This window comes from Limnoraphis robusta BA-68 BA1, from assembly GCF_034932365.1.
In the GTDB taxonomy this organism is placed as follows: domain Bacteria; phylum Cyanobacteriota; class Cyanobacteriia; order Cyanobacteriales; family Microcoleaceae; genus Capilliphycus; species Capilliphycus robustus.
Genome location: NZ_JAYGHR010000097.1, coordinates 1 through 25814, shown reverse-complemented (window position 1 = coordinate 25814; position 25814 = coordinate 1). Strand labels below are relative to the sequence as shown.

Sequence of the window (25814 nt, the reverse complement as noted above, 5' to 3'; positions counted from 1 at the left end):
ATTCTATAACAAACTTTATATTCACTCGAACCATGAATAGTACAGCTTCTATCTTAGTCGTTGATGATGAACCCCACAATTTTGATGTCATTGAAACTTTCCTCGATGAGGACACTTATCTTTTGCATTATACGAATAGTGGAGTCAAGGCTTTAGAACGATTAGATACTCTAGAACCCGATGTTATTTTGCTGGATGTGATGATGCCGGAACTCGATGGCATAGAAGTCTGTCGGCGCATCAAAGCCAATCCAAAATGGGAACACATACCGATTATTATGATCACGGCTTTGAGTTCAAAAAAAGACCTTGTAATTTGTTTAGAAGCCGGAGCGAATGACTTTTTAAGTAAACCGGTTAATAGTGTGGAATTGCGAGCAAGATTGGATTCGATGATTCGGATAAAAAAACAATATGACCACTTACAAACCTTGCTCAAAGAACAGCAATCTCTCCTACAAATGCGCGAAGATATGGTGAATATGATCGTTCACGATCTGCGAAATCCTCTCACTTCTATTATTTTTGACACCCAGTTATTCAAACATCCCAAACTCTCCCCGGAAAAGCGCGAGGAAAAAGCCGATAGAATTTTACAGGCTTCTAAACGACTAAACGGTTTAATTAATAGTTTGCTAACGATGGCTAAACTGGAATCCGGTAAAATGGTTTTGGATCGTTCTGGTATTGATCTGGGTGAAATCTGTCGCTCTGCTGTTGAAAATTTTGCCGCTCTCGCCAGCAGCAAAGAAATTGAGTTGCTGAGTGATATTCCTCAACAACCCCGTACAATTAACGTCGATCTGCCTCTATTTCAACGGGTACTTGATAATTTACTTTCTAACGCCTTAAAATTCTCTCCGTCCGGGAGTAAAATTATCCTCATAGCCGAGTCTGTAGACCCAAACGGAGCGAAAATTAAAGTGATAGATTCGGGGCCGGGAGTTAGTGAAGAATTGCGAACCAGTATCTTTGAAAAATATGAAGTCGGAACCCTGATGAAAAATGTTTCTCAAACGGGGTTAGGTTTAGCGTTTTGTAAAATGGTAGTTGAAGCTCATGGAGGGACAATTTCAGTGACCGATAATCATCCCAAAGGCGCAATATTTACCCTAGAACTGGATTCAATTTGAACAGGGGATAAACACAAAATCGTTTGATTCTTTAGAAATTGACCGAGTTTTGTTGAGGTTTATAGCCTTTTTCAAAGGCAAAACGAACAAGGTGAGAACGATTTTTAAGATTGAGTTTACGGAGAATATTTCGCAGATGAGCTTGAACGGTGCGATCGCTAATAAATAAATGTTCACCGATTTCTTTATTCGTGTAGCCTTGAATCACTTCAAAAAAGACCCGTTCTTCAGCCGTGGTGAGAATTAACTTTTTGAATTGAGAGAAAGATTCAGGTTTTTGATGTTGAGATATATTTTGATGTTGAGATATATTTTCACGGGGTGGCGGTGATTCTGTCAAAGGCACAGTCGATTTTTGGAGTAAGCCAGCAATTTCTCGGTGAATGCGTTCAGTTCGCTCTAATAAAGCTTCAATTTTGAGTTTTAATTTTTCCAGGCTACAAGGTTTAACTAAATACTCATCAGCCCCGTAGTTATATCCTTTTTTTTGCTCTGACAATTCACCTTTTGCTGACAAAAAAATAAAAGGCGTTAACTTCCCCGTTTGACTGTTGCGAATCTGACGACAGAACTCTAAACCATCCATCTCCGGCATGATAATATCAGAAATCACCAGATCGATAGATTCTTGTTGAAAAACCTGTAATCCTTCAACTCCTGAACGCGCTTCCCAAACCCAATATTCCTCAAGTTCTAAGAGTTCCTTGAGATTGTTTCTAATATCAGGATCATCTTCTACGATCAAAATATTTTTCATGGTAAGTCATTACAAGAACAGTAATTACAGATTAAGGTAACATGAGGCTGAGTCTGATCGGATCTGGTGTTGGACAAGTCTGAGACTCTATACTTCACTTCCTGACTCGATCATTAATTAATCCAACTGAAGTGAAAAAAATCCGGGTTGATACTCTTTGTGCAGATGAAATAGAGTCTGCTATGCTATTTTCCTAGCATCTGACAGAATCTTGAGCGGTAGCTGTGAAGCTCAGAATAGCAACTGAGTCGCTGATCACTCAAAGACTGCTTCAAATCAACTCTAGCTTAGGTCTGCTGGGTTGGTTCTTGTAAAATTTAACCCCCGCATCAAAATTTTTTCCTATTTTTTTTAACCACTTTTTGCGCTATGGTTTAAACTAGAAGTAGAGAAGCCAGACATTCGGAATCACCTCATGGTCTTTTACTCCGACTTTATCAAATCCAATGGTAACGAAACTGCGGAAAACGCTTTGCTGAGTTATTTACAACATCAACATCCAGACCTTCTGGCTCATATCGCTCAATCAGCTAGCCCAGAAATCAAGGAAATTATCTCGAGAAATGTACAGGGATTGATTGGTGTTTTACCCTCAGATGACTTTGATGTACAAATTACAACCAGCCGGGACAACCTCGCAAGTTTGTTAGCCTCGGCGATGATGACGGGGTATTTTCTGCGTCAAATGGAACAACGGATGCAGCTTGATGAAAGTTTCGGTGATATTTCTTCAACAATTCCCAATTCCGCACATCGGGAAAAACGGGAGTAAGCATCAGAAGCGGGGATAGTTGACATCCCATTCCCGCTCTAACGTTTGAAATCTGCCCATCCTTCAATCTCCAGACAAAGCTGATTCGGGAAAAACAGTGGTTTTGAGTTTGAGGTTTTGAACTTGACCTTCTCGGTTAATTTCGAGCGCTAATTCCTCGCCAACGGCCTTCTGATGGACTTCTTCTTGAACTTGAGCAGGTGTTGTAACCGCAATACCGCTAACTTTTTGCAGGATATCTCCTTTTAAAATCCCGGCTTTAGCCGCAGGAGAATCTTCCACAACCCTCACAATCAATACCCCTCGGTCTTTGATCAACTTCACTTCAAGCTGTTCACTCATTTCTTCTTTAATTTTCGGAGTCAACTCGACCATTTGAACTCCAAGGAATGGATGATCCGCTTTGCCTTTTTCAAATAACTGATTAGCAATTCTGACAGCCGTTTCAATCGGAATGGCAAATCCTAACCCCTGTGCATTGGCTCGAATTGCTGTATTCACCCCAATCACTTGTCCTTTATCATTCAATAACGGCCCACCCGAATTCCCCGGATTAATCGCCGCATCCGTTTGAATAAAGCGGACTCGCTTGTTGGGAATCCCCACTTGAGAACTCGTTCGACCAGTCGCACTAATAATCCCAACTGTAACAGTATTATCCAATCCTAAAGGATTGCCGATGGCAATTGCCCACTGTCCCGGAACAATCCGCTCAGAGCTACCCATCGGAGCAATCGGTAAATCTTTGACATCAATTTTAATCGCCGCTACATCGGTTAAATCATCAACCCCTTTAACTTTGCCTTCAAAAGTGCGACCATCTTTGAGAGTAACCAGTACCGTATTTGCGCCATCAACCACATGAGCATTCGTAATCAGGCGACCATCGGCCGCAACAATAAAGCCTGAACCCGTTCCCCGTCGTACCCGTTCATCAGACTGCGGGAGTTGATCACCAAAAAACCGTTTAAACAGGGGATTATTCAGAGATCCTGGCTCATTTCTGGAGAGTTGACGAGCCGCGTCAATTCGCACAACCGCCGGGCCGACCTTTTCGGCAGCTTCCGCAATAAAGTTTGAACTACTGCGTTCAACGACTCGATTTTCTGCAACCAAAGGCTCTGTGTTCACAGGTAACTGACGAACCACGGGAACTGCGGGGGAGTTGTGAGTCAGGTTTCTCGCTTGCAGGTAGCGATTTCCTAACCATCCTGTGCCACCACCGATTGAGAGTAGAGCCAAGTATACTGTGAGTTGTTTTAAAGACAAGTTCATCTGCACTTTTCCGATGGATACGTCATCTCCCCGAGCAAGAAATCTGCTGGAGTCTGTACTTGAAGTTGGAAGTCAAACAAGCGAGACGGGCTAACCCTTTTTCTGAAGCTATCACGATCAATTCGTGAAATCTGTTAGCTAAACACTTAGGTATCGAGATGGATGCCACATCAGCCCAGGGTTCCCCGTGAGATTCCCCCTTTTTCCTTTCCGACTTCACCCCCTCAAAAACCTGTATTGACTGAATTCAACGGTCGAGATAGCAAAGATACCTAAAGATTATGCCCTGTTTAATCTCATATTTCCAATTTAATCCAAAAATCTTTAACCTGATGGATTTTGACATCCTCCCCTCCGTAAACGAAGGGGATTCCCAAACCTCACGATTTGGGTTTCTGTTTCTTAGCACCTGCATAAGCGAGATTTACTCTCTTGAAGGGATTCATGGTACTTTTGGGCTATGGACGCGGCTGATTTTTCCAGTATTTGTAGTATATGCCTTTGGTCGGGGTCAAAAACGCCTGATTCAGCCTGACTCTGTGCAAAAGCTGAGTTAACCGGGAAAGCTGATTTTGGGGTACACCCTACATCCTATTACAACGATTATTTGAGCTTGGTTAAAGAATTGGGTTTAAATTCTCGATTATCCCGGCCAATATTGATTCAGAAAAAAAGCTAACGCCGCACTACTGAGAGGAACCGTTAGGTTATCAATGCCTAATTTAGAAAACGCTTCCATTGCTGTAGCCATAACTGCAACAATCACAGAAATAACCCAAGTTTGCCAAATATTTCCTTGTACTGTGAATAAAATTAAGCTAGAAACAAGATAACTCACTAAGCACATGGTTAGAGAACCTTCCCAACTTTTTTGAATTCCCCAAATTTCATAGCGATGTCGTCCGAAATTCTGACCGATGACAGCCGCAAGTCCATCACCCCAAGTCATCACTAAAATCCCTAAAGCAGCATATTGAGGTTGATTTATGGGCCAGAAACAGCCGATTAAAACACCAATACTCACCGCATAAAAAAACGTTCCTAAACTTTTGCGTCCGACACTATTAATACTCGGTAAAATCGGAAATTTATAAGAAATTAGAGCGATAATCCCAGAAATTACCCCTGCTGAAATGCCAATCCAAGCGGGAATATTCAGCCACCATGCCAGTAGAATAACATTTCCCGTGCCAATATGAACCACTTTTCGGGAGACTTCCGCCTCCACAGACATCAAACGATTTAAACCTTCAGCAAGGAGTAAAATAACGCCTAACCAAACTGCAACTAAAGCGATTTGTTGCCAAATATTCAGACTTTCAGTAACAATAAACATCACAATTTGACAAAATCAGTAAACTAAACTATCAGCCATTTTGACATCAACCTTAATCAAGATGTTTGTATTGACTCGAGGAATTGTTTTGAGTATACCATAAAAAGCTCAAGAAATTATCTTGAGGTTTAATTAAAATTATTTACAATCTAAAAAAAATGTCACGATTGACTTGATACCCAAGAAGAAATATTATGCTAATCTAAAAGGGAGTATAGCTAATGATTTTGAGGAGGAAAACAGTGGACAATCAAGAAAAATTGATTCAACAAGATACTCCTCTCGTCAAAGAAAAGTTTGGCAATGCAACTGTTTCTAACCAAAATTCTAAAACGATACTCAATAAAGCAACAGGATATATTGGCTCTTATGACTTTACTCTTAATCCCTATCGAGGCTGTCAATATGGGTGTAGTTACTGTTATGCCGCAGCATTTAGTCCCAATAATCAGATGCGTCAGGATTGGGGAAATTGGGTAATTGTTAAACAAAATGCGGTTCAACTGATAGAAAAAGAGTTAGAAAAATGGTATAAACGTCATCCGAATAAACCGCCAACAATTTATATGAGTAGCGTCACAGATCCTTATCAACCTCTAGAATCTAAAACTCAACTGACTAGAGGTTTATTATCGGTAATGATTCGCTATCAACCCATTTTAGTGATTCAAACTCGTAGTCCAATGATTGTCAGAGATATAGATTTACTCCAACAGTTTAAATCCTTACGAATTAACATGAGTATTCCGACAGGAAGTGAGTCAGTTCGGAAAGATTTTGAACCTCGAACACCCAGTATTCCAGCCCGACTTAAAGCGATTGGAAAACTTCGATATAATATTCCCAGCAATCAACAATATCAAACTAGATTTTCAGTAACAATTACACCCCTACTTCCTATTTTAGAAGAAGATGAAGCCAAGTTTATTTATCAACTAGAAATCGTTGATCGAGTCGTCATTCAAGCGTTTCATGCTGCGAGAAAAGAATCAGTTATAGCCGCAAGCACCCGTCAAGAAGCTGTCAACCTTAAAGAAAAATATAAATGGTGGTATGACAATGAACCGGACAAGTATAATAGTTTTATTGACAAGTTAAAAGCTCTGCTTTGTGATGTAGAGGTTTTTGAAGGAAAAGCAGGATTTGGCTATGATTAATTTTTTGAAGAGTTGGTGGCGAAAACGAAAATTTTGTGCGGCTTTAAAGCAAGGTAATGAAGATTTAGCTCGACAAATAATTCGAGAAGCTAAACGATCAGGAGAACAGCTTTCTTGGCAAGAAAAGCTTTATCGAGACAAGTTAAACTTACATTATAAAATCAATCAACAAAACAAAAATATCAAGCAGTTAAAGCAAGAATTAGAAGAAACGCTTAAACAGTTAAATCAATCAAGTTATCTTGATTATATCCCAGGAAAGAATCAACTCTTTTTATCTAAAGAACAATATTTTATCAATGATATTTGGCAAAAATTAAAATTAATTGAACATGATGCAGGATTGCTTCAATGTACAGGAATTGTTCACGAAATATTTGATAATTTTGAACTTAGTCTCGCTAACTTTATTCAAGGTGAGTTTGAACAACTTCGTCGAAAAAGAAATAATTTTGAATCGATGTTAAAGGACGCCATGCAAGATCTGAATAGTTTAAAAGGAGGAAAAGATCCAAGCTATAGCTATGAACTCAGTCCCCATATTTACTTTATTCGTTATTTTCTAGAAAATGTATACTGTAGTTATTTAGCTTGGTTTTTAATCTATAAATCTGGATTGTTACCGATACATCTCAACATTTTAGATATTGCTGCTGGCCCAGGAACAATGGCTTATGGTTTAGATTTATTCTTACGAAGTAGCTATCTTTATACTCCATTTTCTCCGATTCAGGTAGCTTACTATTCCCTAGAAAAACAAGATATATTTCAGTACAGAGGTTTGCAATTTTGGCGAAGATATATTGAGCAACAGTCAAATGCAACGAATGCTTATTTTCGTTTTGATACAACGGATATATTTGACGAAAACGCGAACTTTGAAAAAATCCCTAAAGACTTTTTTGATTTTATTGTGATTTCTCATTGTTGGTTTTATGAAGTTGAAAGCCGAAACTCTGCTTATCTCAAATACAAAGATATATTCAAATCTTGCCTAAAACCCGGAGGTTATGTTTTACTGATCATTCAAGATAAAAAACTCTGGAAAATTAATAACTTAAACTGCTGTGAAGATCCCATTCAAGAACAAGAGTTAGTTGAAAAAATGCTTCGGGAAATGGAGTTAAATCTAGTTTGGTACAAATATTTGACTTCTACCCCTCAAAGAAGTACAATGAAGGGGAGTGAGTTTGCTAAATTTGCTAGATCTAACTTACCCCCTCAAACCTACATGGGAAAATTAATGAGAGAGTATTTAGGCGTTAAGTACAATTCTAGCTATACACTTGATGACTATGTGATTCTCGCATCACGAAGTTAAGCAATACTTCCCCGTTTTCTGGCTTCTTTATAAGAGGTTCCAATATTTTTCATTCCAGCTTTAATCATTTGCTGTTCTAACATTGCAAAAAAACGAGTGCGATCGCCTCCTTTGACAACAGCTTGGTTGTGGGCTTCTGCTAACGCTACGGGATAACCATAGCCTTTTTTAACTTGGGCGATCATCATTCCTAATGCTAATTCTAACTGTTCGGAATTTTCAGCCACCCAAGCGGGAATTTCAATTCTGGCGATTTCTGTTCCGACATTCACATAACAAAAATAGACTTGATGACCATCATACAGATCTAATATTTTAGCTTGCGATCGCCATAACGGACTACGTTGACCGGGTTGTAATTTAGACGCCCAAACCACTGTATCTCGCAACGGTTCAACCCCTTGACAGGGTGCTTTTTTAGAAAAACCTTGGCTATCAATAATTCCCACCGTCGGACAATATTTAATACAGTTGGGTTCGGGGTGAGGACAAGCTTCTAACCGCAAAAAAGACACCGTTTCACTACTGCGAGAAGCACTCACATATCCTAATATCGGAATTCCGGCTAACCGTAAACTCTCCCAAGCGTCTAATATCGGTTCTAAGATTAAATTGCGGGCTTCCCAGGGAAGTTGTTCAAGAAACCAATAAGTTAAAGAACCATCTACCATTGCTAAGGTTGGGGTGGTTAATTGACTTGATGTTTTTAATAAATGCTCTCCAATTTCTGCTAAAATAACGGCTTCTGAAACCATTCTCCGATAGCCCATCCATTCTTCAGTTCTAATTCCCCATTGACGAGAAATATATAAATCTTCTGGTTGATAATAAATTTCGGGAACACTATCTAAAACCGGATGACGACTCTGACCATAATATAAAATAATCCGACCAACATTTAACAAATAACAATAGGCAATTTCGTGAGCGCTGGGTGAAATTTGAGAACCATCTGTAGCGAATACCGTATGAACTTTTGGGGGAACGGGAATATAGGAACAAGTATCTATCGGTTCCACAGGCTTTGCTGCATTAAATAAAATACGATTTCCTAAATTTTCCTGATGAGCAACTAACTCACTTTGATGGGGTTTAGCCGCTTCAAATAAGCTTTCAGCCACCTCTAAGCGTTTACGGGCGGCTTCGACTTCCCGACTCATGTGTTGACTCATTCCCTGCATTTGTAGGGCGAGTTTTGTCAGATCAAGCATAGGTTTTCAGAGGACTTGAAAACAGGTAATGAGTTTAATCATAGAACAAAATTGATCTTTCAGGCAACTTCTGAGGTTTTGTTATCCCCAAGCCGAAAAGTCTTCTATAAACTCAGACAAAGATAAAAGCTGAATACGCGGATATTCGCTGACAGAATCTCGTTCCGTTTGAGTATTGTAACCCCAGTCTGCCAGAAATAAACGCACATCGCCCAAATCGGGTTGTTGTTGAACCGTCAGTAAGGTATTGAGTCGATCTTCAACAAACCAAATATTAGGAGTCGGTTTAATTGTTGCCAATAACTCTCGCAAAATTTCATATTTAGGACGTTTTTCCCCTTTGCCAAAAATCGTCCCTTCTGCCATATTCACCCCTCCTTGTTCGAGAAGCGATCGCACAAACCGTTCTTCTTTCGTTGTGATAATATAAAGCTGTAAAGAAGACTCTAAAAATAACTTGACCCGTTCAATCACTCCTGGATAAAACCGATGTAAAGACAACCAACTGGGTAAATCCTCGAAAATCCATTGATCACGGATACTATCGAGTTGAGTCGATAACGTTTTCGGATCTAAATTTTCTTCGGTAATCGTCTGTTTAGCAATCGTCGGCCAATCTTGCAAAATCTCGGTTTCAGACGTTCCCTTGACCAATTCTCGCACCAATATAGGCATTTCCCAACCTGTTTCGATGACTGGGCGAGTCCGATAGAATTTTTGGGCGAGATCATTTGTCGGTACGGGATCAGAAGGCGACCAAATACGACAATAGGTTCGCCATGCTGTCTGAAAATATTCAATCATACCATCACAGACAACCCCATCAAAATCAAGAGCGAGAAGCGTTGCTGAGTCGGTTGCCATAAATCAAAACCTCCAATTTAGATAGTGATGTGATCGTCCGCTTCATGTATACTATGGCGGAGACTCTCAGCACAAGTCAACTGAGAACGTTTCTTTTGAGAAGGATTACAATTAAAGTAAGACCCGTGCAGGACAATCAAACATCTATGACACAAACACAACCGACAACTACCCCCAACTTAGAAGAACCGAAATTTGGATTTAATCGTTATGCGGAACGTTTAAATGGCCGCGCCGCGATGGTCGGTTTTGTCATCACACTCGCTGTTGAATATTTTACCGGACAAGGGTTGCTATCCTGGCTCGGCTTGAGTTAATCTAGGGGCAACTTCCTCTACTCAGACGGGGGAAGTTGCTTTGACAACCTCCAAGGGAAGTTTGAATCAGTTGAGATGAATTTCAGCAAGTCGGCTAGTAGACTTTATTGCGGATGCCCATCAAAAGTTAAAGAAAATAACGATAATAGAGAGTAGAATCAGCACAGATGAACGCATTATGGCTACGGATGTTTAAGTCCGCTTATCGTAGAGAGCCAGTTGTCAGTTTTATGATTACCGTGGGAGCGGTTGATGCTGTGATTGGCGGAGTCGGCGCAACTTGGTCACTATTGGGTTTTGGAGTGGGAACAGTTGGTATTGCAGTTTTGCTTCGATGGTGGCAAAGCCAAGGTTCTCAAGTCGAGTCACCAGAAGCCGCACCAGAATATTATCTTCCTCCGAGTTCTTCTCGAGCTCCTCTGCCGATGTTGACTCCCAAACAGAAGCGTCCGCCTTACTAATATAAAAGGAGAATTGGCAACTTGGCTGGTGAGTTTTAAAATTTGTTCTCATGGTTTCTACAACCCACAATCAACTCCTCAAAATTGGTGAAGTTTCCAGTCAAACGGGTTTATCGGTTAAAACCATCCGTTATTATGAAGAGATTGGTTTACTCATTCCGACGGTTGAACGATCTGAGTCTGGATATCGCCTGTTTAATTCCTCTGTTTTAACGCGGTTGAGTTTTGTTAAACGGGCTAAATCTTTGGGGTTGAGTTTGAGTGAAATTCGAGAAATTTTAGAGATTCGCGATCAGGGTGAGTTGCCTTGTGGGGAGGTGAAGCACTGTTTAGAAGCGAAGGTTGATGCGATTAATCAGCAAATTGCCGCTTTAGAAACCCTCAAAGGGGAGTTAGTTGAGTTACTTGATCAATGGCAAGATCAACCTTCATTTCAACAAGCGGCGCAGACTATCTGTCCGAATATTCAGGTTGATTCCTAAATATAATCCCAAAAATAAAGGGAAGGGATTTTCTGATTTTCCCTTCCCTAGCTGTTCTGGTTTGCTTGGATTGCCCTGGTCGGGCTTTAGTTTGTTTCGCAGAACTTGCTGCCGTTTCTTCAGTTGTTTTGCTCGAGCTGAACCGCCTTTTCCTTTATCGTTTCTTCCCTGGCGGCGTGGGGATTCCCATCGCTTTAGGTATGACATGACTAGCCTGATTTTACTATTTACTCTATTGTAAATGGAAAATTCCAAATGGTCAACCCCTAAAGGCAAATTTAAGGATTTCATAGAACCATTCAAAAATAAAAGTTAAACTCGGTCAAAAAACCCTAAAATAGATAATCGGCAAGTTTACTTATAACGGTCATCACTGTGAAGCTGTTTGTTTATCACACTCCCGAACTTACCCCGACAGATATGCCTGAATGCGCGATTGTCGTCGATGTTCTACGGGCAACAACAACAATTGCAACGGCGCTGAATGCTGGGGCTGAAGCGGTGCAGGTTTTTAGCGACATAGAAGTGTTAATGCAAGTCAGCGAACAATGGCCGGCTGACAAGCGCGTGAGAGTCGGTGAACGCGGAGGCCAGAAAGTCGCAGGCTGTGATTTGGGAAATTCTCCCCTCGACTGCACGCCGGAAATGGTCAACGGAAAACGATTATTTATGACCACAACCAACGGCACTCGGGCTTTACAACGGGTTCAAAATGCTCCGGTGGTGATCACGTCTGCTTTGGTTAATCGACAAGCCGTTGTTGAGTATCTGATGACGAAAAAGCCTGAAACGGTTTGGATTTTGGGTTCAGGTTGGGAAGGAAGCTATTCTTTAGAGGATACGGTTTGTGCAGGCGCAATTGCCAATAGTTTGATCACAGAAATGGGTTATCCTGTCGATGATGTCGCAGGCAATGACGAAGTTTATGGGGCGATTTCACTTTATTTGCAGTGGCAAGATCAACTCTATCAACTGCTGAACTCAGCCAGTCATGGCAGGCGTCTTGCTGGGTTAAAATGCTATGATGACTTGAAATATTGCGCTCAAACCGATAAGCTAGATGTTCTACCGATTCAAAGTGAACCCGGTGTATTGGTGAAGTCTAATCTCGAAACTCAAAATTTGCAATATTGGATGGATGATTCAAACACCTAAAATTCATCGTTGCATTCCGCAATTAAATCTCAGATGTTATTTCTTTAGGGATAGAGTTTTCTTTTAATGTGAACAGCCCACTAAACTTGCTCACGGATTCTATTTTGACTCTCCCAAAACCCGATCAACTTGATCAATTGGCGACTCGCATTCATCAAGAACATCAGCTTTGCATTCAATCTCCCAAAACCTCACTGATTCATGCTTGCAATGCCGGGGCTGTGTTGATCAAAGCTCGAACTGTAATTTCTGCGACTGAGTGGGGAAATTGGCTGAAGACGCAGTGTAATCTCACAGAACAAACGGCTCAGATGTATATGGGAATGGCGGGTAAATATTCTCAAGTTCAAGACTATATTGAACAGCCCGTATTACCCCCAAAACCCGAGAGTTGGCTTCCTTCTCCTCGTCTGCTTTCTGAATTGACTGTTGTTCCAGAAGCGATCGCACCAGAGGAAATTAAACATTTAGAACCCTCTGCTGAAGCTGTTCCTCAAAGTATTAGCCTTCAACAGTCACCCGCCCCAGCTACCCCTGAGATTGAATCCGTTATTGATGTTGATTTTACACCCATTCAAGCGAATTCTCAGCTTCATTCTACTGCGGATATCATTCGGTTTTGTATTCCCGGAGCGGTTGTTCCAAAGGCTCGTCCCCGTGTCACCTCAAATGGCACCTATATGCCCAATCGTTATCGAGAATGGCGAAATCGAGCGGAAATCGAGCTATATCGTCAGATGTCTCAGTTGCGATCTAAGCATAAATTTCCCCTACAAAAAGCGGCAGTTGCCATTCGTTTTTTTGGGAATCATCGCACCAATTCTGATTTAGATAACATGGCGGGTGCTTGTTTAGATGCACTCACTTTAAACGGGGCGGGGGTGTTAATGGATGATCGTTTAAGTTGTCTTCCCCGCTTAACCGTTGAATATGTTTCAGGAACAGAAGAAACCGGAATTTGGATAGAAATACAGCCGCTTTAATGAGATTTGTTCTAATTGTTAGGGATGATCGGTTTGCGGTTAATAATCTCTTCTAACAGTTTCGAGATTTCAACCGCTTTATTCAAAATCATAAAATGCCCCCCTTCTTTCCAGCAATTCGCGTCAATAAAACGCTTGGGAAAAATGCGATCATTTAGCCCATGAATCTGATACAAATTATCAGGAATTGTTTTATTTTTCCAAGTCACAACTTTGTGAATTGCCCATTTCATAAAACCTGCATCTGTATCTCGCAAAATTGCTCTCAATAACCGACGTTCCTCAACGGTTTCTATACTAAAAAACCAAAACAGTATCCAATACAATGCCCAAAATAAACTCTTAAACGGAAAGATTCGATGAATTGGAAACCCTCTAAAAACTTTAAAATAAGGTGGAATTTCCGACTGAGTTTTCGTGCTAGAAACAAGAATCACTTTCTCAACTTTAATCTGTTTAGCAATTTCTACCGCAACAATACCCCCAAAAGAAAGACCCACTAAAATAGGATGATCTGATTTAATTTGAGACGTTAAACGTTGAGCATAATCTTCAATTGACTCCCCCTTTTTAGGTTCTAACCAATTAACATAAACAGGCTGATATCCTTCTACTTTTAATCGTTTAAATACCCGTCTATCTGCACCCAATCCACTAATAAAATAGATATCTTTTAAGCTCTTTTCAAACTGTTTTACCTGTTTCTTCTGCTCAATTAAAGCTGGTATTTTTGGTTCTATTTCTTGATAGTTTACCATCCGTATTGCGTTCAGAAACAACAGTGACTCTTTCATTTTAACTCAGTTTTTTGGAAAATCCTCTATAAAAAGATAGAGATAGAGAATAATTGAAAAATTTTATCTAAAACCCTAAATTAAAAGAATAAAAAACACGCTCCACAGGGAGATCACCAAGATAAAATCTTTGTGTCTTTGTCTCTTTGTGGTCTAACCAATTTTCTCTGAACCTGTTATCATGCGTTAATTGTGTTCAAGCATTTTAGATGATTCAACTTTCTCTTTTAACAAACTTTCGGGGTGAATTTGCAGCTTTATTGGCAGCTTTTTTGTGGTCGCTATCTTCGGTAGTTTATAGTCAAGCCGGACAGAAAATTTCCGCCATTGGATTAAACTTAATTAAAGGCGTGATGGCGATTCTATTCTTTCTGTTAACGATTATCCTGCGAGGCAGTCTATTCCCTGATATTGAATTAACAACCGTCGGTTTATTACTGCTGAGTGGTATCATTGGAATTGCCATCGGAGACAGTGCTTATTTTACTACGTTGAAATGTTTGGGGCCAAGACGAGCGCTGTTGATGGAAACGTTAGCCCCGCCCCTAACGGCAATTTTAGCGTTTATTTTCCTACAAGAACGACTCCCGCTTTCGGCTTGGTTTGGGATTATTTTAACCGTTTTAGGCGTGGCTTGGGTGGTAACTGAACGAGTCGGAGATGGTGTTGTCGGTTCAACTCATTTACGACGCGGGTTGTTGTTTGGGTTATTAGCAGAAATCTGTCAAGCGGTGGGTGTCATTTTATCGCACGTCGCCCTGACGCAAACTGAAATTAGCCCGTTGTGGAGTACCTTATTACGGTTATCGGGTGGAACCGTTATCTTATTTTTATGGCTGTTAATTCACCGCCAAAACTTTGATTTAATCTTAAAACCCTTGCAGTCTCGACGAACATTTTTAGTCATCGGACTGGCAACTTTTTTAGGCACATACTTGGGAATTTGGTTGCAACAAACGGCTTTGAAATTCACGGCTGCGGGGATTGCTCAAGCGCTCAGTTCTACCAGTCCTCTGTTTGTTTTACCGATTGCGGCGAGTCTGGGAGATAGAGTGAGCCTCAGAGCAATATTAGGGGCAATGATTGCGATCGCAGGAGTTGTATTATTGTTTCAAGGATCTTGACACTCCCCAGCGATAGAATCGCGGGGATTCTAGCTTCACTGTCGTTGCTTGCCTTTGCAGGTCTTGCGACCAACAGAGATAGAGACAACAACTCCACTAGCGTTACTTCCGGGTTGCCCACCCGTAGCGTTTGCACGACTTAAGATTACTTTGGCAGCATTCACGTCCCGATGTTCAACGTATCCGCAATGTGGACAAGAATGAGTGCGAGTGCTTAAAGTTTTCTGAACTTTAGCACCACATTTACTGCATTCTTGGCTAGTGAAATGCGGTGGAACTGCGACTACTTCTCTACCAAATTTCTGCCCAAAGTATTCAAGCCAGCAACGAAATTGATACCAAGAAACATCATTAATACTTTTGGCTAGCTTGTGATTTCTCACCAGTCCGCTTACATTTAAGTCTTCCAAGACAACCTTAGCGTTTGCTAGGCATAAGTTACGCGCCAGTCTCTTAGCGTGTTCTTCTCTTTGTCGAGTTACTCTTAAATGCTTGCGTCCATAAACACCACGAGCTTTTTTCCGTCCGCTTGACCCCTTCTTTTTCTTGTAAATTTGACGCTGAGAGCGCTTGATATTCTTCTCGGCTTTGCGTAAAAACCGAGGATTTTCCTCGTGATTGCCGGAAGAGTCGGAATAAAAGTATTCTAGTCCAACATCAATACCGACTTCTGTATTAGTATTTGGTGCATCTTGCTGATTATCAACCTTGACGCAAAATTGCACATAGTAGCCATCAGCTTTTCGTACAATGCGAACTCGCTTGATTAGATCTACGGGGAATGTGTGAATATCCCACTTTCCTAACAACTTGAGTTCACCAATACCTTTTTTGTCGGTGAAATTAATACGACGCTTGGATGAATGCAATTTCCAGCCAGAAACCTTGTACTCAACCGAACGGGTATTTTTCTTGAACCGAGGGTACCCTTTCTTCCCAGGCTTCTTTTTCTTGCAATTGTCGAAAAATCGATTGATTGCACGTTCTACATTCTCAACAGATGCTTGACAAGCATGGGAGTTGAGTTCTGCAACGAATGTGTACTCTGCACGTAACTGAGTGTTGTACTGGTACATCTCTTTTTTGCCGACACCTCGATTATCCATCCAGTATCTCAGCACTTTGTTTCTAACAAACTGTGAGGTACGAATAGCTTCATCAATAGCTATGCGCTGTGCCTTCTTCACGACTGCTTTATACTCCAGCACCAACACTCTTGAATCACCTCCTGGTTAGATAGCTTATATCTGTATAATTAATTATACACATCAAGGCTATCTATTTTTCCGGAGTTTTATGAAGAATTTTAAGTCGAATAGGAACGTCGTTTATTCGTGCAAATATCACATTGTTTGGACTCCCAAGTATAGACGCCCAGTATTGATTGATGGTGTGGATACTCGACTCAAGGAATTACTTGAGCAAATAGCCAAAGAAATACAGGTAGACATCCTTGAGATGGAGATAATGCCAGACCACGTACATTTGCTCATTGAGGTAGACCCCCAGTTTGGCATTCACAAGGCTGTTAAAAGGTTTAAAGGCGCAACCTCCCGTTACTTAAGGCTGGAATTTCCGCAGCTCAAATCAAGGCTTCCAACTCTTTGGACTAACTCCTACTTCGTTGCTACTGTTGGTGGAGCGCCACTAGAAATAGTTAAGCAATACATTCAAAATCAGAAGGAAGTCTGACGGCGAATAAATTCGCACTTGGGCTTATCCCCATAAATAGAATTTAGGGGCTTGCGCTCTTTGATTCTCGGTCAAATTAAGGCTTACAGACCTCAAACTGGGCTAACTCTGGCGGTAAACGAGAGGCGAAGGGGACAGCCGCACCTTTGGGCGCTAAAATTCCCAAACCGAAGACACATCCTTCTTCGGTGCTACAGTCTGTCATTCGCAAACTTAACTCGTAGTCATCGGTGTAGGGCGGTTCAAAGGTTAGCACGGATAAGGTATCCTGTTCAGAACCGAGTTCGTCTCCAGACAGGTTAGAGATTTTGAGTTGAACATCACTGCAATTTTCATCGCAGTAGCCCACAAACAGATACTCAACGGATGGATCTAGTTTAACCGTTAGAGGAGCGCTAATTTTCGGAGGCCCTTTACGAACCACCGGCCAGAAGATCAACTCATAACCGTCTCTCCCTGCTTCGTTCACCACCTCTTTGAGTCTGCAAACGACTGTTTTTTCTTGTTCGGACAGTTCTCGGGCTAAAGCTGTTCCGAAGAACATTGTACCAACTAACAACGTCATTCCCTGCCAAACCAAATGTTTGCGTTTCATCTAAAATCCTCTAGGAAAAGATGGTTATGAGCAAATTTGCAATCTGAACTGGAGGATACCATATTCAGTGAACATTTGTAGGGGCGGGTTCCGTAATTATGTCTGTTTCTGATGGGTTTCACCCCGTTTTCCCGGTTCTCACTCTCTCCAACCCGCCGAAGGGATGGGTTTACCGTCTTTTCTAATTTCCTCTCAGGAATTGCTCATTCCCAAGTTGTTGTTATAGATGTCACCACTCATCGGGGACATTAATATGAAGTTAAAACTTTATTCTTCTAGCATCTTTGCGACTCTGGCGACAACAGTCTTAAGTTTGATTGTTGTTCCTGAGATGTCTTTCGCAACTCCTGTAAAAACACCTTTACTTCAACGAGAAACGTCTCAAGTTAATTTCCGGGGTCAAACCCCCTCACCCAGTGAAATTGGGGCGGAATATATTGTTTATTTGCGGGATAAAAATGACCAAGTTCGAGGGTTGGTTTATCTCCAAGATTCGGATATTGGGGCTTGTTTTCAAGGAAGTTATCAGTCAGCAACTCGTAAAATTGAAAATCTCACCTACGCTTATCCCGTCATCGGAGATCAAGGGGTGAGTGGTTGGGAAATGAATGTTTCTAATCAAGCTTTAAATATCGAAGAATATTCTCATTCTTTTAGTCCCAATCAAATCAGTGACGGTGCTGAAAATTGGTTTAATCAATGTGTGGAATTGTTTAATTAGGGCTGATTTTCAGTTTCGGCAGATTCCGGGTTGGCAGAGGGGTTTTGAGTTGGGGTTTGAGTTGGGGTTTGGGGTTCAGGTGCAGCCGTAGAAGGGGGCGGTACCGTTTGATTTGGGTTATTGGGTTCTGAAGGATTGGTTTGGGGTACAGGCGTCGCTTCAACGGGCGTTTGAGGTGGGGTTTGTAAGTTTTCAGGTGGAGATTTGACTTCGGTTTCTTGGGGTTGAGTTTCAGCAAGTTTCCACTCGTCTAAGGGGCGAACAATGGCGGACATAATCCCTTCGGGAATCACTAAAATCGAGAGGTTTTCTTCAGTTTCGGATGTATTAGTTTTCCCATAAATTGAACGACCACTAAAGTCTTTTTTGCCGATAATCAGTTGATATATTTCTTCGTTTTTTAGTTTAACTTCGACGATTTGTTGGGGATTATCTAAACCATATTGGGGTAATTCTTCTGGGGAAATTGTCAGACGACGCAAGCCGATATTGGGTTCTTCAGGAATACTTTGATCGGTTACTAACTGATTTAATAAAAAATCTACCGTTGCTTGGTTAGCTGGGGTTTGAACAGGTTGGGTCAGTTTCCAGGGCGATTCTTGGGGGTTTTCACTGTCAGAAATTCGTTCAACTATTACCGTTTGTTCGGGGGTTTTTACGGTTAAGAATTTGACATCATCTCGGGAAAACGAAAAAATTTGCTTTTCTATCGCTTGAATTTCTTGTTTTTGAGCGGTTTGTTGCACTTCAAAAAGATAAACATATCCGCCTAAACCCAGGGCTATCAGCATTAAAATTAAAGTAGATCGTTGAAACTTCATTATAGTTTTGCGGAATTTAAAATAAAAGGGTTCGTGGGGGTTAAGGTGTTGACAATATACGCAGTGAGGGCTGGTATCTTGACAAGGATCAAGCCTGATTTAACCACAAAGACACAAAGACACAAAGAAGTTGTAAACACGCTCTCTGCTCATTGCTATTGATCAAATTTTCGGCTGTGACTGTATACAAGTTGAACCGAATTGACGGAACTGACAGTTGAGCTAGAATCATTGAGAGATCCCATAGGAGAGAGTATAACAATTTTTGACACTCCCACGTCGTAAACGACGGGGATTCTTCATTCTACGACTCGACTTGCTGAGGCAGGATTTCTCCTATCACAGTAGAGGACAAATCTCCTGTTCGCCGCAGGCGTTCCCGAAGGGTAGCGTTTTGATCTAAGATCCAAGTTCCGCTATGCCCTAGCGTACTCAAAGCTGAATTCAGAATATTAATTGCGGCATTATGATCCCTGTCTAACTCGCACCCACACTGACAAATATGAGTTCGAGTTGATAGAGATTTTTTAACAATCGCACCACAATTAGAGCAGGTTTGGGAGGTATAAGCAGGGTTAACAGCAACTGTTACCCGACCGAACTTGCTTCCAAAATACTCTAACCATTTTCTGAATTGATACCAACCCGCATCATTAATTGACTTGGCAAGACAATGATATATTCAAGTATTCTTTTGCTGCTTATTTTCCCAGTAGTATCAAACATATAAGAGTGAGTCCACAAGCTAGGCAGTTTTAACAATTCTGGGAATTCTTGTCTAAGAAATCGAGACGTTCTACCCTGAAAAGCTTCAACAACTTGAGCAATTGAATGGTGTGGATCATATTCTACAAGAAGGTGAAGATTATCTGAAGCGACCTCTATTGCTTTGATAGCCCATTTATTATCGTTCTTCGACCGACTGTAAAACCTCTATACATCTCAGCTTTAATGGTTCGTTTCTATAGAATAACCTCTTTCGGCGGCAAGGAATTGCGCCAAATGCACAGTAGCATTTCCGACGGCGTGGTTAAAGTGTCTATATGTCGATTTCATGTTAATAGATTGTAATAGCCTACAGTTCATGTTATCATCATAAAACTATGAAGACACTTAAGTTTAAGTTCTATCAACACAAGCGAAATAGATATCTCAAGCTCACTATCAATGCAGCAGGAGTTATCTATAATCACTGTGTTGCCTTGCATAAACGGTACTACCGGATATGGGGCAAACACTTGAACTGTGCAGATCTTCAAAAGCATATTTCCAAATTAAGAAAACGTAACAAGTTTTGGCAATTAGTAGGTTCTCAAGCTGTTCAAGATATTTGTCAGCGCATTGAAAAAGCCTATCAATTATTCTTCAAACACAACAAGAAAGGAGTTAGACCGCCTAATTTCAAGAAGGTTAAGAAGTACAAATCATTCACTCTAAAACAAGCTGGATACAAATTTTTCAGTGGTAACAGAATCAAGATTGGTAGTAAAGTCTATCAATTCTGGGATTCTCAACCGATTGAGGGAAAAGTCAAAACTGTAACGGTAAAGAGAACACCTCTTGGTGAGATGTTTTTATTGGTTGTTGTCGATAACAGTAACCACGCTGAAATCAAGTCAGAGACTAAAAACGGATATGAAATCGAAAAACGGATTAAGTTGTCTGTGGGTCGCACAGATCTTGGCTGCCAACAGATAAGTGAATCCGTTCTTCCTTGTTCTTCATCTGTTTCGACGGGTAAAATCGCGGGATTTGATTTCGGGATAAAGACGTTTTTAACCTGTTCAGAAGGGTTCTCAATACAATCGCCGCAGTTTTTCAAGCAAGCCATCAACGATGTTAAGAAAGCGTCTCGAAGTTTGTCTAAAAAACGGAAAGGTTCTAATAACTGGGAGAAAGCGAGAAAGCATCTTGTTCGCCAGTATGAGAAAGTTGTAAACCGCCGCCGTGACTGGTTCTGGAAACTTGCTCATCAACTCACCGACCTGTTTGATGTACTCTGCTTCGAGACTTTAAACCTAAAAGGAATGCAAAGGCTTTGGGGGCGAAAAATAGGTGACTTAGCCTTCGGTGAATTTATTGAAATACTGAAATGGGTTAGCCTGAAAAAAGGTAAATTAATCGTCTTTATTGACCAGTGGTATCCTTCTTCTAAGACTTGTTTCCACTGTGGTCATGTTCTGAAAAAACTGGAATTAAATATTAGAGAATGGCGTTGTCCGTCCTGTTCAAGTGTTAACGGACGTGATGAAAATGCCTCTTTAAATATCAAGAGAGTTGGGGCATCGACTCTTGAATTAGACGGTATAAGACAGGTATTCGCTGCAACTGTTGTTTGAGTTCAGAATCCCCGTCATTTTAATGCGGGGAGTATGTCAACTGCTTTTATTGTTTATCCGTTTTTGGTTTGGGTGCCGTTGCGGTTTGGGACTCGGGGCGCTGCTACTTGGCGATAATTGTTCTATCTTCGTCGCCACCATAAAATTGCTGCGGTGACAAACCCAAAGAGCGGTAAGATAATGATAGCAACCCAACTGATTGAACGCCCTAAAACGGGTGTCATCGCTATTCGACGGTTCGTAACAGGTCTAGGACGAACAGACAGGGTACCTTGATCGGGTTTACTTAACCAAGTCACCGTGTTGATGAACACATCCCCATTGAGTTGCTGTTCAAACCAACCATTTGTCGCAAATTGAGAATTTCCCAACACGACTAACCTTGCTTCTGAGGGGGCGGTTTCTTCTGGGGTTTCAGAAGCTTCTGGGGTGACTGCTTCAGGAGTAGGGGTTGGTGTCGCTTCTGTTGGCTTTTCTGGGGTGACTGCTTCAGGAGTAGGGGTTGGTGTGGGTTTAGGCGCGGCTGGAGTGGGTTCGGATGCAGGTTTGGTTAACGCTACTCCCAAGGATAACGGCCCTTTGCGATCGCTATCGGGATTAAATTCTAACTCGCGACTGGCTAGGTTTGTTTCCGCCCAACTTTCAGCTTCTGTCCAAATCAGAGGACTTTCTGTTATCCCTTCTATCGTGCGAGTTTCCACAGGACGGGCTAAAGGATAAAAAGAAATGCCATTATTAAACGCTTGAGTAATCGGATGTTCCCCATATTCGCGTACAATCGGAACAGTAGGCCCGAGTCCAACTAACCGACCGCTTCCGGTTGCATCAATAGCGAGGCGATCATCAATTTTAACGCCCCATTTTTCTAAGAATTGATTTAATCCCGGATCGGTTTTCGGGTCTATCATTAATAATACACTACCGCCTTGATCTAAATACGTCTCTAAGGCTTCAACTTCCCCTTTAAACAGTTGACGTTGTGGCCCTGCAACGACAATCACATCCGCATCTTCAGGAATCGTCGCTTGTTGCGTTAAACTGAGCGGTTCAATGATAAAATTCTTCTCAGCCAGAGCATTAACTGCATTTTGTAAACCGCCTTGTCCTTCCGTTAACGGACGTTCACCGTGACCTTCAAGGAAATAAACTTTCGGAGTACGGCTACTGCTTAATTGTTCAATACCGTTCGTCAGTTTGACTTCATTGAGAACTTCTAAACCTTCTTTTGGGAGAGACTGGCGTTGCTTTCCCGACTCAATATAAACTTCCCCAAACTCACTCACCCCATATTCTTGGGCGACTCCGGGTTGCATTTGGGGATCGATAAATTCATAACTAAATTTTTCGGGGGCGAGGCGGCTATAGCGATCTAACAGTTCTTTAGCTTGGGGATTTTGACCGCGATCAAACACTAATACTTTAACAGGTTGTTCTAAATTTGTTAACAGCGTTTGTGTTTGCGGGGCAAGGGTAAATTGTTGGTTTTCGGTTAAGTCGAGACGGACTGCATGACGAAGGGCAAGAAAGTTTATTAACCCAACAATGACGAATGCAGAAACCGTCGCCGCAAAAGCATTGGTTCCGGCTTGTGTAGAACGACGACTCCAGTAGGGATGTTTGAGACTATCGCCTTGACGAAAATAGACGCGAAACAAAAACCACAACCCAATAATCACCACTCCCGCAATCATTAAACCCAAGGGAACAGGTTGCCAACTTCCCGAAACAAACCCGGCTGATAAGCCCATAATAATCAGGATAGGGCCTAGCCAAAAGGTGTATTTTAAGAACTTCCAACTGACGGCTGTTTTGTTTTTCATGGTTTAATAACGCTGGAAGCGCAAGGCATCAATGGACTGAGCGGTGAGAAATACGCCTAAAATAATATAACTGCCAAATAAAATAATACTACTGCTATCTAAAACGCCTCGAATCAAGTTCGTGTAGTTGGAAATCAGCGACAAATGGGCTAAAGCACTGCCGAAGTTGCCACCCAAACTATTACCAATCAGATCCATCACCCACAAAAACAACACTAACGCAAACGTGAGGATCGCCGATAAAATTGTACTTTCTGTTAACGAAGAAATGAACATTCCCAACGATAGCACCCCAGCCGCCAGTAAAATTAATCCCGCATGGGCAGTCAGGAAAATAGCCGGAGACATCGGCGGTTCCGCCACACTTAGGGCGACGGCTTCTAATGCCATTAAGGGTAATATCATCGTCGTGTAAAAGGTGAGAACCCCGAGTAATTTTCCCGTTGCCACCACCCAATTTGTCACCGGAGATGTTGCCAAAAGTTCCAACGTTCCCCGTTTGCGTTCTTCGGCGTAGAGTCCCATTGACAACATCGGCAGAACAAATAACGACATTGAACCCATTAACCGCAAAAAGACTTGTAGAAATTCGTAGGGTAAGTCAATGGGAGGGTCAGTAATGCCATACTGATCGCGCAGGGCGACTTGTTGAATTAGACCATCCGGCCCTAACAAAACGGCAACAAAGAAATATCCCGTCAACACCCAAAACACTCCAGCGATCGCATAAGCCAGAGGTGAGGCAAAGTAACTTTGGAGTTCTTTGCGATAGATTGCCATCAGGTTGCTGAGGGTGACAAGCATAATCGTTCGTTAAGGGGTTGAGTCGGGTTCATCGTCTAGTTGATTATTGTCTACTGCATCGGCTTTTTCGTCTATAGGTTCAGATATCGCTTCCGGTTCTAGACTCTCCTGTGATGCCGCAACTTGTTGGGTGGTGAGTTCGAGGAAGACATCTTCTAGGCTAGCGCGAGTGCGGCGCATTTCATAGAGGTTCAACCCGTAGGAGACACAAGCGGCGACTATTTCTGGCCCGGGTTCGGTATTGGGTTCACAGAAAATTTGGATTTGTCTGCGGTCTTCGAGTTGTTCGGGAAGATATTGTAGCGATCGCACACCGGGAATTTGTTCGAGGAGGATTAACTTTTCGGGATCTATTGCGCTATCGAGTTCGAGTTCATAGCCTGATCCGGCGGTGAGTTCTTCCATCAGGGTTTCTGGTGTTCCGGTTGCCACCACTTGGCCTCGGTTAATAATCGTTACCCGATTACAAGTCATGCTGACTTCTGGCAAAATATGAGTCGATAATACAATGGTGTGATTTCCAGCTAGGCTTTTAATGAGGTTGCGGACTTCGATGATTTGGCGCGGGTCTAAGCCAACGGTGGGTTCATCCAAAACAATCACAGGTGGATCATGTACCAAGGCTTGAGCAATGCCAACTCGTTGACGGTAGCCTTTGGAGAGTTTGCGAATCAGGGATTTTCGCCGTTCCCACAGTCCACATTTTTTTAGGGCGGCTTCGACGTTTTGTTTGCGATCGCCTGCAACGACTCGTTTGATCCGGGCGACAAAGAACAAGAAACTCTCCACGCTCATTTCCGGGTACAACGGCGGGTTTTCGGGGAGATAACCAATCCGTTGACGCACAGCCAGAGATTGTTCGTGAACGTCGTAGCCTGCAACTTTGGCGGTGCCACTGGTAGCCGGGAGGTAGCCGGAGAGAATTCGCAGTGTGGTGGTTTTTCCGGCTCCGTTGGGGCCTAAGAATCCTAAGATTTCTCCGGCTTCCACGGAAAATGAGACATCCTGAAGGGCGGGGGTTGAACCATAGATCTTACACAGATTTTCGACTTCGATCATCGGTTGTGGGTTAAACTGCAATCATGCGATTATTGACATACTCCCCATTTCTAAAGAAAGGGGATTCTTAGCTATTGCTAATTCTTGGTTCATCAACACCACTTATTAAGTCGGATGTCTCCTCATTAACAGAGGTGGAATCTCCCCAAGCGTTTCCTCGAACGAGGCAGTTTCCGAATGCCCTTCGGTACTGTTATACTCAGCCCCTAAAATGCTCATGCCCTTCTTGAAAATATTTAATGCCGCATTAGTATCTCGACAAATTTCTGTCTGACATTTAGGGCATTTGTGAGTCCGGGTGCTGAGTGATTTCTTCACCCGAAAACCACAGTTAGAACAATCGGCAGAAGTGAAATGTGGGCTAACAGAAATCACTGCTTTGTCCCAAACTTTTCCAAAATAGTCTAACCATTGAGTGAATTGATACCAACCTGCATCGGAAATCGACTTAGCTAAATGATGGTTCTTGACCATGTTTTGTATCTTGAGGTCTTCGTACACCACGACATCGTTAGATGCCACCACGCACCGAGCCAGTTTTACAGCCCAGTCTTTGCGTTGGCGTTGAACCTTCAAATGTGCTTTTCCTAGTCTTTTTCTTGCTTTGTGGTAGTTATTTGATTGAGGCTTTTTACCCTTGACAAACTTCCTAGATAGTCGTCGCTGTAGCTTTTTAATTCGCTTTTCAGATGATCTTAAATACTTGGGATAGATGGCTGCATTGTCGTTAGTGTCTTTGTAGAAATAGTTTAAACCCAAGTCTAAACCGACTACTTTTCCGGTATAGTTTCCCGGTTCAGACCGATTAGCATTAAAGCAGA

General features: G+C 41.9%; 26 protein-coding genes and 2 pseudogenes. 13 read left to right on the top strand and 15 right to left on the bottom strand.

Annotation, left to right across the window (positions count from 1 at the left end; translation table 11 throughout):
- Positions 1 to 32 precede the first annotated feature (32 nt).
- The gene (locus VB836_RS27805) at positions 33 to 1133 is read left to right on the top strand and encodes a hybrid sensor histidine kinase/response regulator (protein WP_323224453.1); all 1101 of its coding nucleotides are present in this window, start codon (positions 33 to 35) and stop codon (positions 1131 to 1133) included.
- 31 nt (positions 1134 to 1164) lie between these two features.
- Here VB836_RS27805 and VB836_RS27800 read toward each other — a convergent pair whose 3' ends face one another.
- On the bottom strand, positions 1165 to 1890 hold the full coding sequence (locus VB836_RS27800) for a response regulator transcription factor (RefSeq protein WP_323224451.1): 726 nt from the start codon (positions 1888 to 1890) through the stop codon (positions 1165 to 1167).
- 415 nt (positions 1891 to 2305) lie between these two features.
- Here VB836_RS27800 and VB836_RS27795 point away from each other — a divergent pair, with 415 nt between their 5' ends.
- Entirely contained in the window at positions 2306 to 2662 is a 357-nt protein-coding gene (locus tag VB836_RS27795; protein WP_323224449.1) for a DUF760 domain-containing protein, read from the top strand.
- A 63-nt stretch (positions 2663 to 2725) separates the two neighbouring features.
- On the opposite strand, the gene VB836_RS27790 is transcribed toward VB836_RS27795, so the two are convergent.
- A complete protein-coding gene (locus VB836_RS27790) occupies positions 2726 to 3937 on the bottom strand; it encodes an HhoA/HhoB/HtrA family serine endopeptidase (protein ID WP_323224447.1) in 1212 nt (403 codons plus the stop codon).
- Between the two features lie 643 nt (positions 3938 to 4580).
- Positions 4581 to 5273, bottom strand: coding sequence for a diacylglycerol/polyprenol kinase family protein (locus tag VB836_RS27785; protein WP_323224445.1), 693 nt, complete (start codon positions 5271 to 5273; stop codon positions 4581 to 4583).
- A gap of 242 nt (positions 5274 to 5515) precedes the next feature.
- Here VB836_RS27785 and VB836_RS27780 point away from each other — a divergent pair, with 242 nt between their 5' ends.
- Together VB836_RS27780 and VB836_RS27775 are read left to right on the top strand one after the other, a co-directional pair.
- The gene (locus VB836_RS27780) at positions 5516 to 6430 is read left to right on the top strand and encodes an SPL family radical SAM protein (RefSeq protein WP_323224443.1); all 915 of its coding nucleotides are present in this window, start codon (positions 5516 to 5518) and stop codon (positions 6428 to 6430) included.
- Positions 6423 to 7751 carry a PspA/IM30 family protein gene (locus tag VB836_RS27775; protein WP_323224442.1) on the top strand — a complete coding sequence of 443 codons (1329 nt, stop codon included), beginning with the start codon at positions 6423 to 6425 and terminating at the stop codon, positions 7749 to 7751. Before VB836_RS27780 ends, VB836_RS27775 begins: the two co-directional genes overlap by 8 nt.
- Here VB836_RS27775 and VB836_RS27770 read toward each other — a convergent pair.
- Positions 7748 to 8962: a DNA double-strand break repair nuclease NurA gene (locus tag VB836_RS27770; protein ID WP_323224440.1), complete on the bottom strand. Its 1215-nt coding sequence runs from the start codon at positions 8960 to 8962 to the stop codon at positions 7748 to 7750. The genes VB836_RS27775 and VB836_RS27770 overlap by 4 nt on opposite strands.
- A gap of 81 nt (positions 8963 to 9043) precedes the next feature.
- Positions 9044 to 9826 carry an HAD family hydrolase gene (locus VB836_RS27765; protein WP_323224437.1) on the bottom strand — a complete coding sequence of 261 codons (783 nt, stop codon included), beginning with the start codon at positions 9824 to 9826 and terminating at the stop codon, positions 9044 to 9046.
- 146 nt (positions 9827 to 9972) lie between these two features.
- Between VB836_RS27765 and VB836_RS27760 the strand changes: the two genes are divergently transcribed.
- The 5 genes from VB836_RS27760 (at position 9973) to VB836_RS27740 (ending at position 13224) form a co-directional block, all read left to right on the top strand.
- Entirely contained in the window at positions 9973 to 10143 is a 171-nt protein-coding gene (locus VB836_RS27760; protein WP_046282019.1) for a chlorophyll a/b-binding protein, read from the top strand.
- A 167-nt stretch (positions 10144 to 10310) separates the two neighbouring features.
- Positions 10311 to 10604, top strand: a complete 294-nt coding sequence (locus tag VB836_RS27755; protein WP_323224434.1) for a hypothetical protein — start codon at positions 10311 to 10313, stop codon at positions 10602 to 10604.
- A gap of 50 nt (positions 10605 to 10654) precedes the next feature.
- Positions 10655 to 11086 carry a heavy metal-responsive transcriptional regulator gene (locus VB836_RS27750; protein ID WP_046282021.1) on the top strand — a complete coding sequence of 144 codons (432 nt, stop codon included), beginning with the start codon at positions 10655 to 10657 and terminating at the stop codon, positions 11084 to 11086.
- Positions 11087 to 11461: 375 nt separating this feature from the next.
- On the top strand, positions 11462 to 12241 hold the full coding sequence (locus VB836_RS27745) for a 2-phosphosulfolactate phosphatase family protein (protein WP_046282023.1): 780 nt from the start codon (positions 11462 to 11464) through the stop codon (positions 12239 to 12241).
- A gap of 68 nt (positions 12242 to 12309) precedes the next feature.
- On the top strand, positions 12310 to 13224 hold the full coding sequence (locus tag VB836_RS27740) for a RusA family crossover junction endodeoxyribonuclease (RefSeq protein ID WP_323224432.1): 915 nt from the start codon (positions 12310 to 12312) through the stop codon (positions 13222 to 13224).
- Between the two features lie 11 nt (positions 13225 to 13235).
- Here VB836_RS27740 and VB836_RS27735 read toward each other — a convergent pair whose 3' ends face one another.
- Positions 13236 to 13982 (bottom strand): alpha/beta hydrolase, encoded by a 747-nt coding sequence (locus tag VB836_RS27735; protein ID WP_323224430.1) that lies wholly within the window; start codon positions 13980 to 13982, stop codon positions 13236 to 13238.
- A 245-nt stretch (positions 13983 to 14227) separates the two neighbouring features.
- On the opposite strand from VB836_RS27735, the gene VB836_RS27730 reads away from it, so the two are divergent.
- Complete coding sequence (locus tag VB836_RS27730; RefSeq protein WP_323224428.1) at positions 14228 to 15142, top strand: DMT family transporter; 915 nt, start codon at positions 14228 to 14230, stop codon at positions 15140 to 15142.
- Between the two features lie 35 nt (positions 15143 to 15177).
- On the opposite strand, the gene VB836_RS27725 is transcribed toward VB836_RS27730, so the two are convergent.
- Positions 15178 to 16350, bottom strand: a complete 1173-nt coding sequence (locus tag VB836_RS27725) for an RNA-guided endonuclease InsQ/TnpB family protein (RefSeq protein WP_407659780.1) — start codon at positions 16348 to 16350, stop codon at positions 15178 to 15180.
- Positions 16351 to 16438: 88 nt separating this feature from the next.
- On the opposite strand from VB836_RS27725, the gene tnpA (VB836_RS27720) reads away from it, so the two are divergent.
- On the top strand, positions 16439 to 16834 hold the full coding sequence (tnpA, locus tag VB836_RS27720; RefSeq protein ID WP_323224424.1) for an IS200/IS605 family transposase: 396 nt from the start codon (positions 16439 to 16441) through the stop codon (positions 16832 to 16834).
- Between the two features lie 76 nt (positions 16835 to 16910).
- Here the strand turns inward: tnpA (VB836_RS27720) and VB836_RS27715 are convergent, their stop codons facing one another.
- A complete protein-coding gene (locus tag VB836_RS27715; protein WP_323224421.1) occupies positions 16911 to 17429 on the bottom strand; it encodes a hypothetical protein in 519 nt (172 codons plus the stop codon).
- Positions 17430 to 17682: 253 nt separating this feature from the next.
- Here VB836_RS27715 and VB836_RS27710 point away from each other — a divergent pair, with 253 nt between their 5' ends.
- On the top strand, positions 17683 to 18150 hold the full coding sequence (locus tag VB836_RS27710; RefSeq protein ID WP_323224418.1) for a hypothetical protein: 468 nt from the start codon (positions 17683 to 17685) through the stop codon (positions 18148 to 18150).
- On the opposite strand, the gene VB836_RS27705 is transcribed toward VB836_RS27710, so the two are convergent.
- From VB836_RS27705 to tnpA (VB836_RS27695), 3 genes and pseudogenes are all read right to left on the bottom strand, one after another.
- Positions 18147 to 18971, bottom strand: coding sequence for a DUF4340 domain-containing protein (locus VB836_RS27705; RefSeq protein WP_323224415.1), 825 nt, complete (start codon positions 18969 to 18971; stop codon positions 18147 to 18149). The two genes, VB836_RS27710 and VB836_RS27705, sit on opposite strands and share 4 nt — an antisense overlap.
- 304 nt (positions 18972 to 19275) lie before the next feature.
- Positions 19276 to 19647: pseudogene (locus tag VB836_RS27700) on the bottom strand (RNA-guided endonuclease InsQ/TnpB family protein); the annotation flags it as partial.
- Positions 19590 to 20027 (bottom strand): annotated as a pseudogene (gene tnpA / locus VB836_RS27695) (IS200/IS605 family transposase). The pseudogenes VB836_RS27700 and tnpA (VB836_RS27695), both read right to left, overlap by 58 nt.
- A gap of 47 nt (positions 20028 to 20074) precedes the next feature.
- On the opposite strand from tnpA (VB836_RS27695), the gene VB836_RS27690 reads away from it, so the two are divergent.
- Positions 20075 to 21310, top strand: coding sequence for an RNA-guided endonuclease InsQ/TnpB family protein (locus tag VB836_RS27690; RefSeq protein WP_323224411.1), 1236 nt, complete (start codon positions 20075 to 20077; stop codon positions 21308 to 21310).
- 122 nt (positions 21311 to 21432) lie between these two features.
- On the opposite strand, the gene VB836_RS27685 is transcribed toward VB836_RS27690, so the two are convergent.
- From VB836_RS27685 to VB836_RS27670, 4 genes are all read right to left on the bottom strand, one after another.
- Positions 21433 to 23130, bottom strand: a complete 1698-nt coding sequence (locus tag VB836_RS27685; RefSeq protein ID WP_323224408.1) for a GldG family protein — start codon at positions 23128 to 23130, stop codon at positions 21433 to 21435.
- A gap of 3 nt (positions 23131 to 23133) precedes the next feature.
- Positions 23134 to 23934 carry an ABC transporter permease gene (locus tag VB836_RS27680; protein ID WP_046279469.1) on the bottom strand — a complete coding sequence of 267 codons (801 nt, stop codon included), beginning with the start codon at positions 23932 to 23934 and terminating at the stop codon, positions 23134 to 23136.
- 9 nt (positions 23935 to 23943) lie between these two features.
- The gene (locus VB836_RS27675; protein WP_323224405.1) at positions 23944 to 24993 is read right to left on the bottom strand and encodes an ABC transporter ATP-binding protein; all 1050 of its coding nucleotides are present in this window, start codon (positions 24991 to 24993) and stop codon (positions 23944 to 23946) included.
- A 105-nt stretch (positions 24994 to 25098) separates the two neighbouring features.
- Positions 25099 to 25814, bottom strand: a 716-nt coding sequence (locus tag VB836_RS27670; protein ID WP_323224403.1) for an RNA-guided endonuclease InsQ/TnpB family protein, incomplete at its 5' end; no start/stop codon positions are given.

Coding starts and splice junctions, on each gene's coding strand:
- VB836_RS27675 (WP_323224405.1), bottom strand. CDS start 24,993: ATGATCGAAGTCGAAAATCTGTGTAAGATCTATGGTTCAACCCCCGCC.
- VB836_RS27705 (WP_323224415.1), bottom strand. CDS start 18,971: ATGAAGTTTCAACGATCTACTTTAATTTTAATGCTGATAGCCCTGGGT.
- VB836_RS27805 (WP_323224453.1), top strand. CDS start 33: ATGAATAGTACAGCTTCTATCTTAGTCGTTGATGATGAACCCCACAAT.
- VB836_RS27770 (WP_323224440.1), bottom strand. CDS start 8,962: ATGCTTGATCTGACAAAACTCGCCCTACAAATGCAGGGAATGAGTCAA.
- VB836_RS27680 (WP_046279469.1), bottom strand. CDS start 23,934: ATGCTTGTCACCCTCAGCAACCTGATGGCAATCTATCGCAAAGAACTC.
- tnpA (WP_323224424.1), top strand. CDS start 16,439: ATGAAGAATTTTAAGTCGAATAGGAACGTCGTTTATTCGTGCAAATAT.
- VB836_RS27775 (WP_323224442.1), top strand. CDS start 6,423: ATGATTAATTTTTTGAAGAGTTGGTGGCGAAAACGAAAATTTTGTGCG.
- VB836_RS27760 (WP_046282019.1), top strand. CDS start 9,973: ATGACACAAACACAACCGACAACTACCCCCAACTTAGAAGAACCGAAA.
- VB836_RS27765 (WP_323224437.1), bottom strand. CDS start 9,826: ATGGCAACCGACTCAGCAACGCTTCTCGCTCTTGATTTTGATGGGGTT.
- VB836_RS27730 (WP_323224428.1), top strand. CDS start 14,228: ATGATTCAACTTTCTCTTTTAACAAACTTTCGGGGTGAATTTGCAGCT.
- VB836_RS27800 (WP_323224451.1), bottom strand. CDS start 1,890: ATGAAAAATATTTTGATCGTAGAAGATGATCCTGATATTAGAAACAAT.
- VB836_RS27790 (WP_323224447.1), bottom strand. CDS start 3,937: ATGAACTTGTCTTTAAAACAACTCACAGTATACTTGGCTCTACTCTCA.
- VB836_RS27735 (WP_323224430.1), bottom strand. CDS start 13,982: ATGGTAAACTATCAAGAAATAGAACCAAAAATACCAGCTTTAATTGAG.
- VB836_RS27785 (WP_323224445.1), bottom strand. CDS start 5,273: ATGTTTATTGTTACTGAAAGTCTGAATATTTGGCAACAAATCGCTTTA.
- VB836_RS27690 (WP_323224411.1), top strand. CDS start 20,075: ATGAAGACACTTAAGTTTAAGTTCTATCAACACAAGCGAAATAGATAT.
- VB836_RS27755 (WP_323224434.1), top strand. CDS start 10,311: ATGAACGCATTATGGCTACGGATGTTTAAGTCCGCTTATCGTAGAGAG.
- VB836_RS27750 (WP_046282021.1), top strand. CDS start 10,655: ATGGTTTCTACAACCCACAATCAACTCCTCAAAATTGGTGAAGTTTCC.
- VB836_RS27715 (WP_323224421.1), bottom strand. CDS start 17,429: ATGAAACGCAAACATTTGGTTTGGCAGGGAATGACGTTGTTAGTTGGT.
- VB836_RS27795 (WP_323224449.1), top strand. CDS start 2,306: ATGGTCTTTTACTCCGACTTTATCAAATCCAATGGTAACGAAACTGCG.
- VB836_RS27685 (WP_323224408.1), bottom strand. CDS start 23,130: ATGAAAAACAAAACAGCCGTCAGTTGGAAGTTCTTAAAATACACCTTT.
- VB836_RS27710 (WP_323224418.1), top strand. CDS start 17,683: ATGAAGTTAAAACTTTATTCTTCTAGCATCTTTGCGACTCTGGCGACA.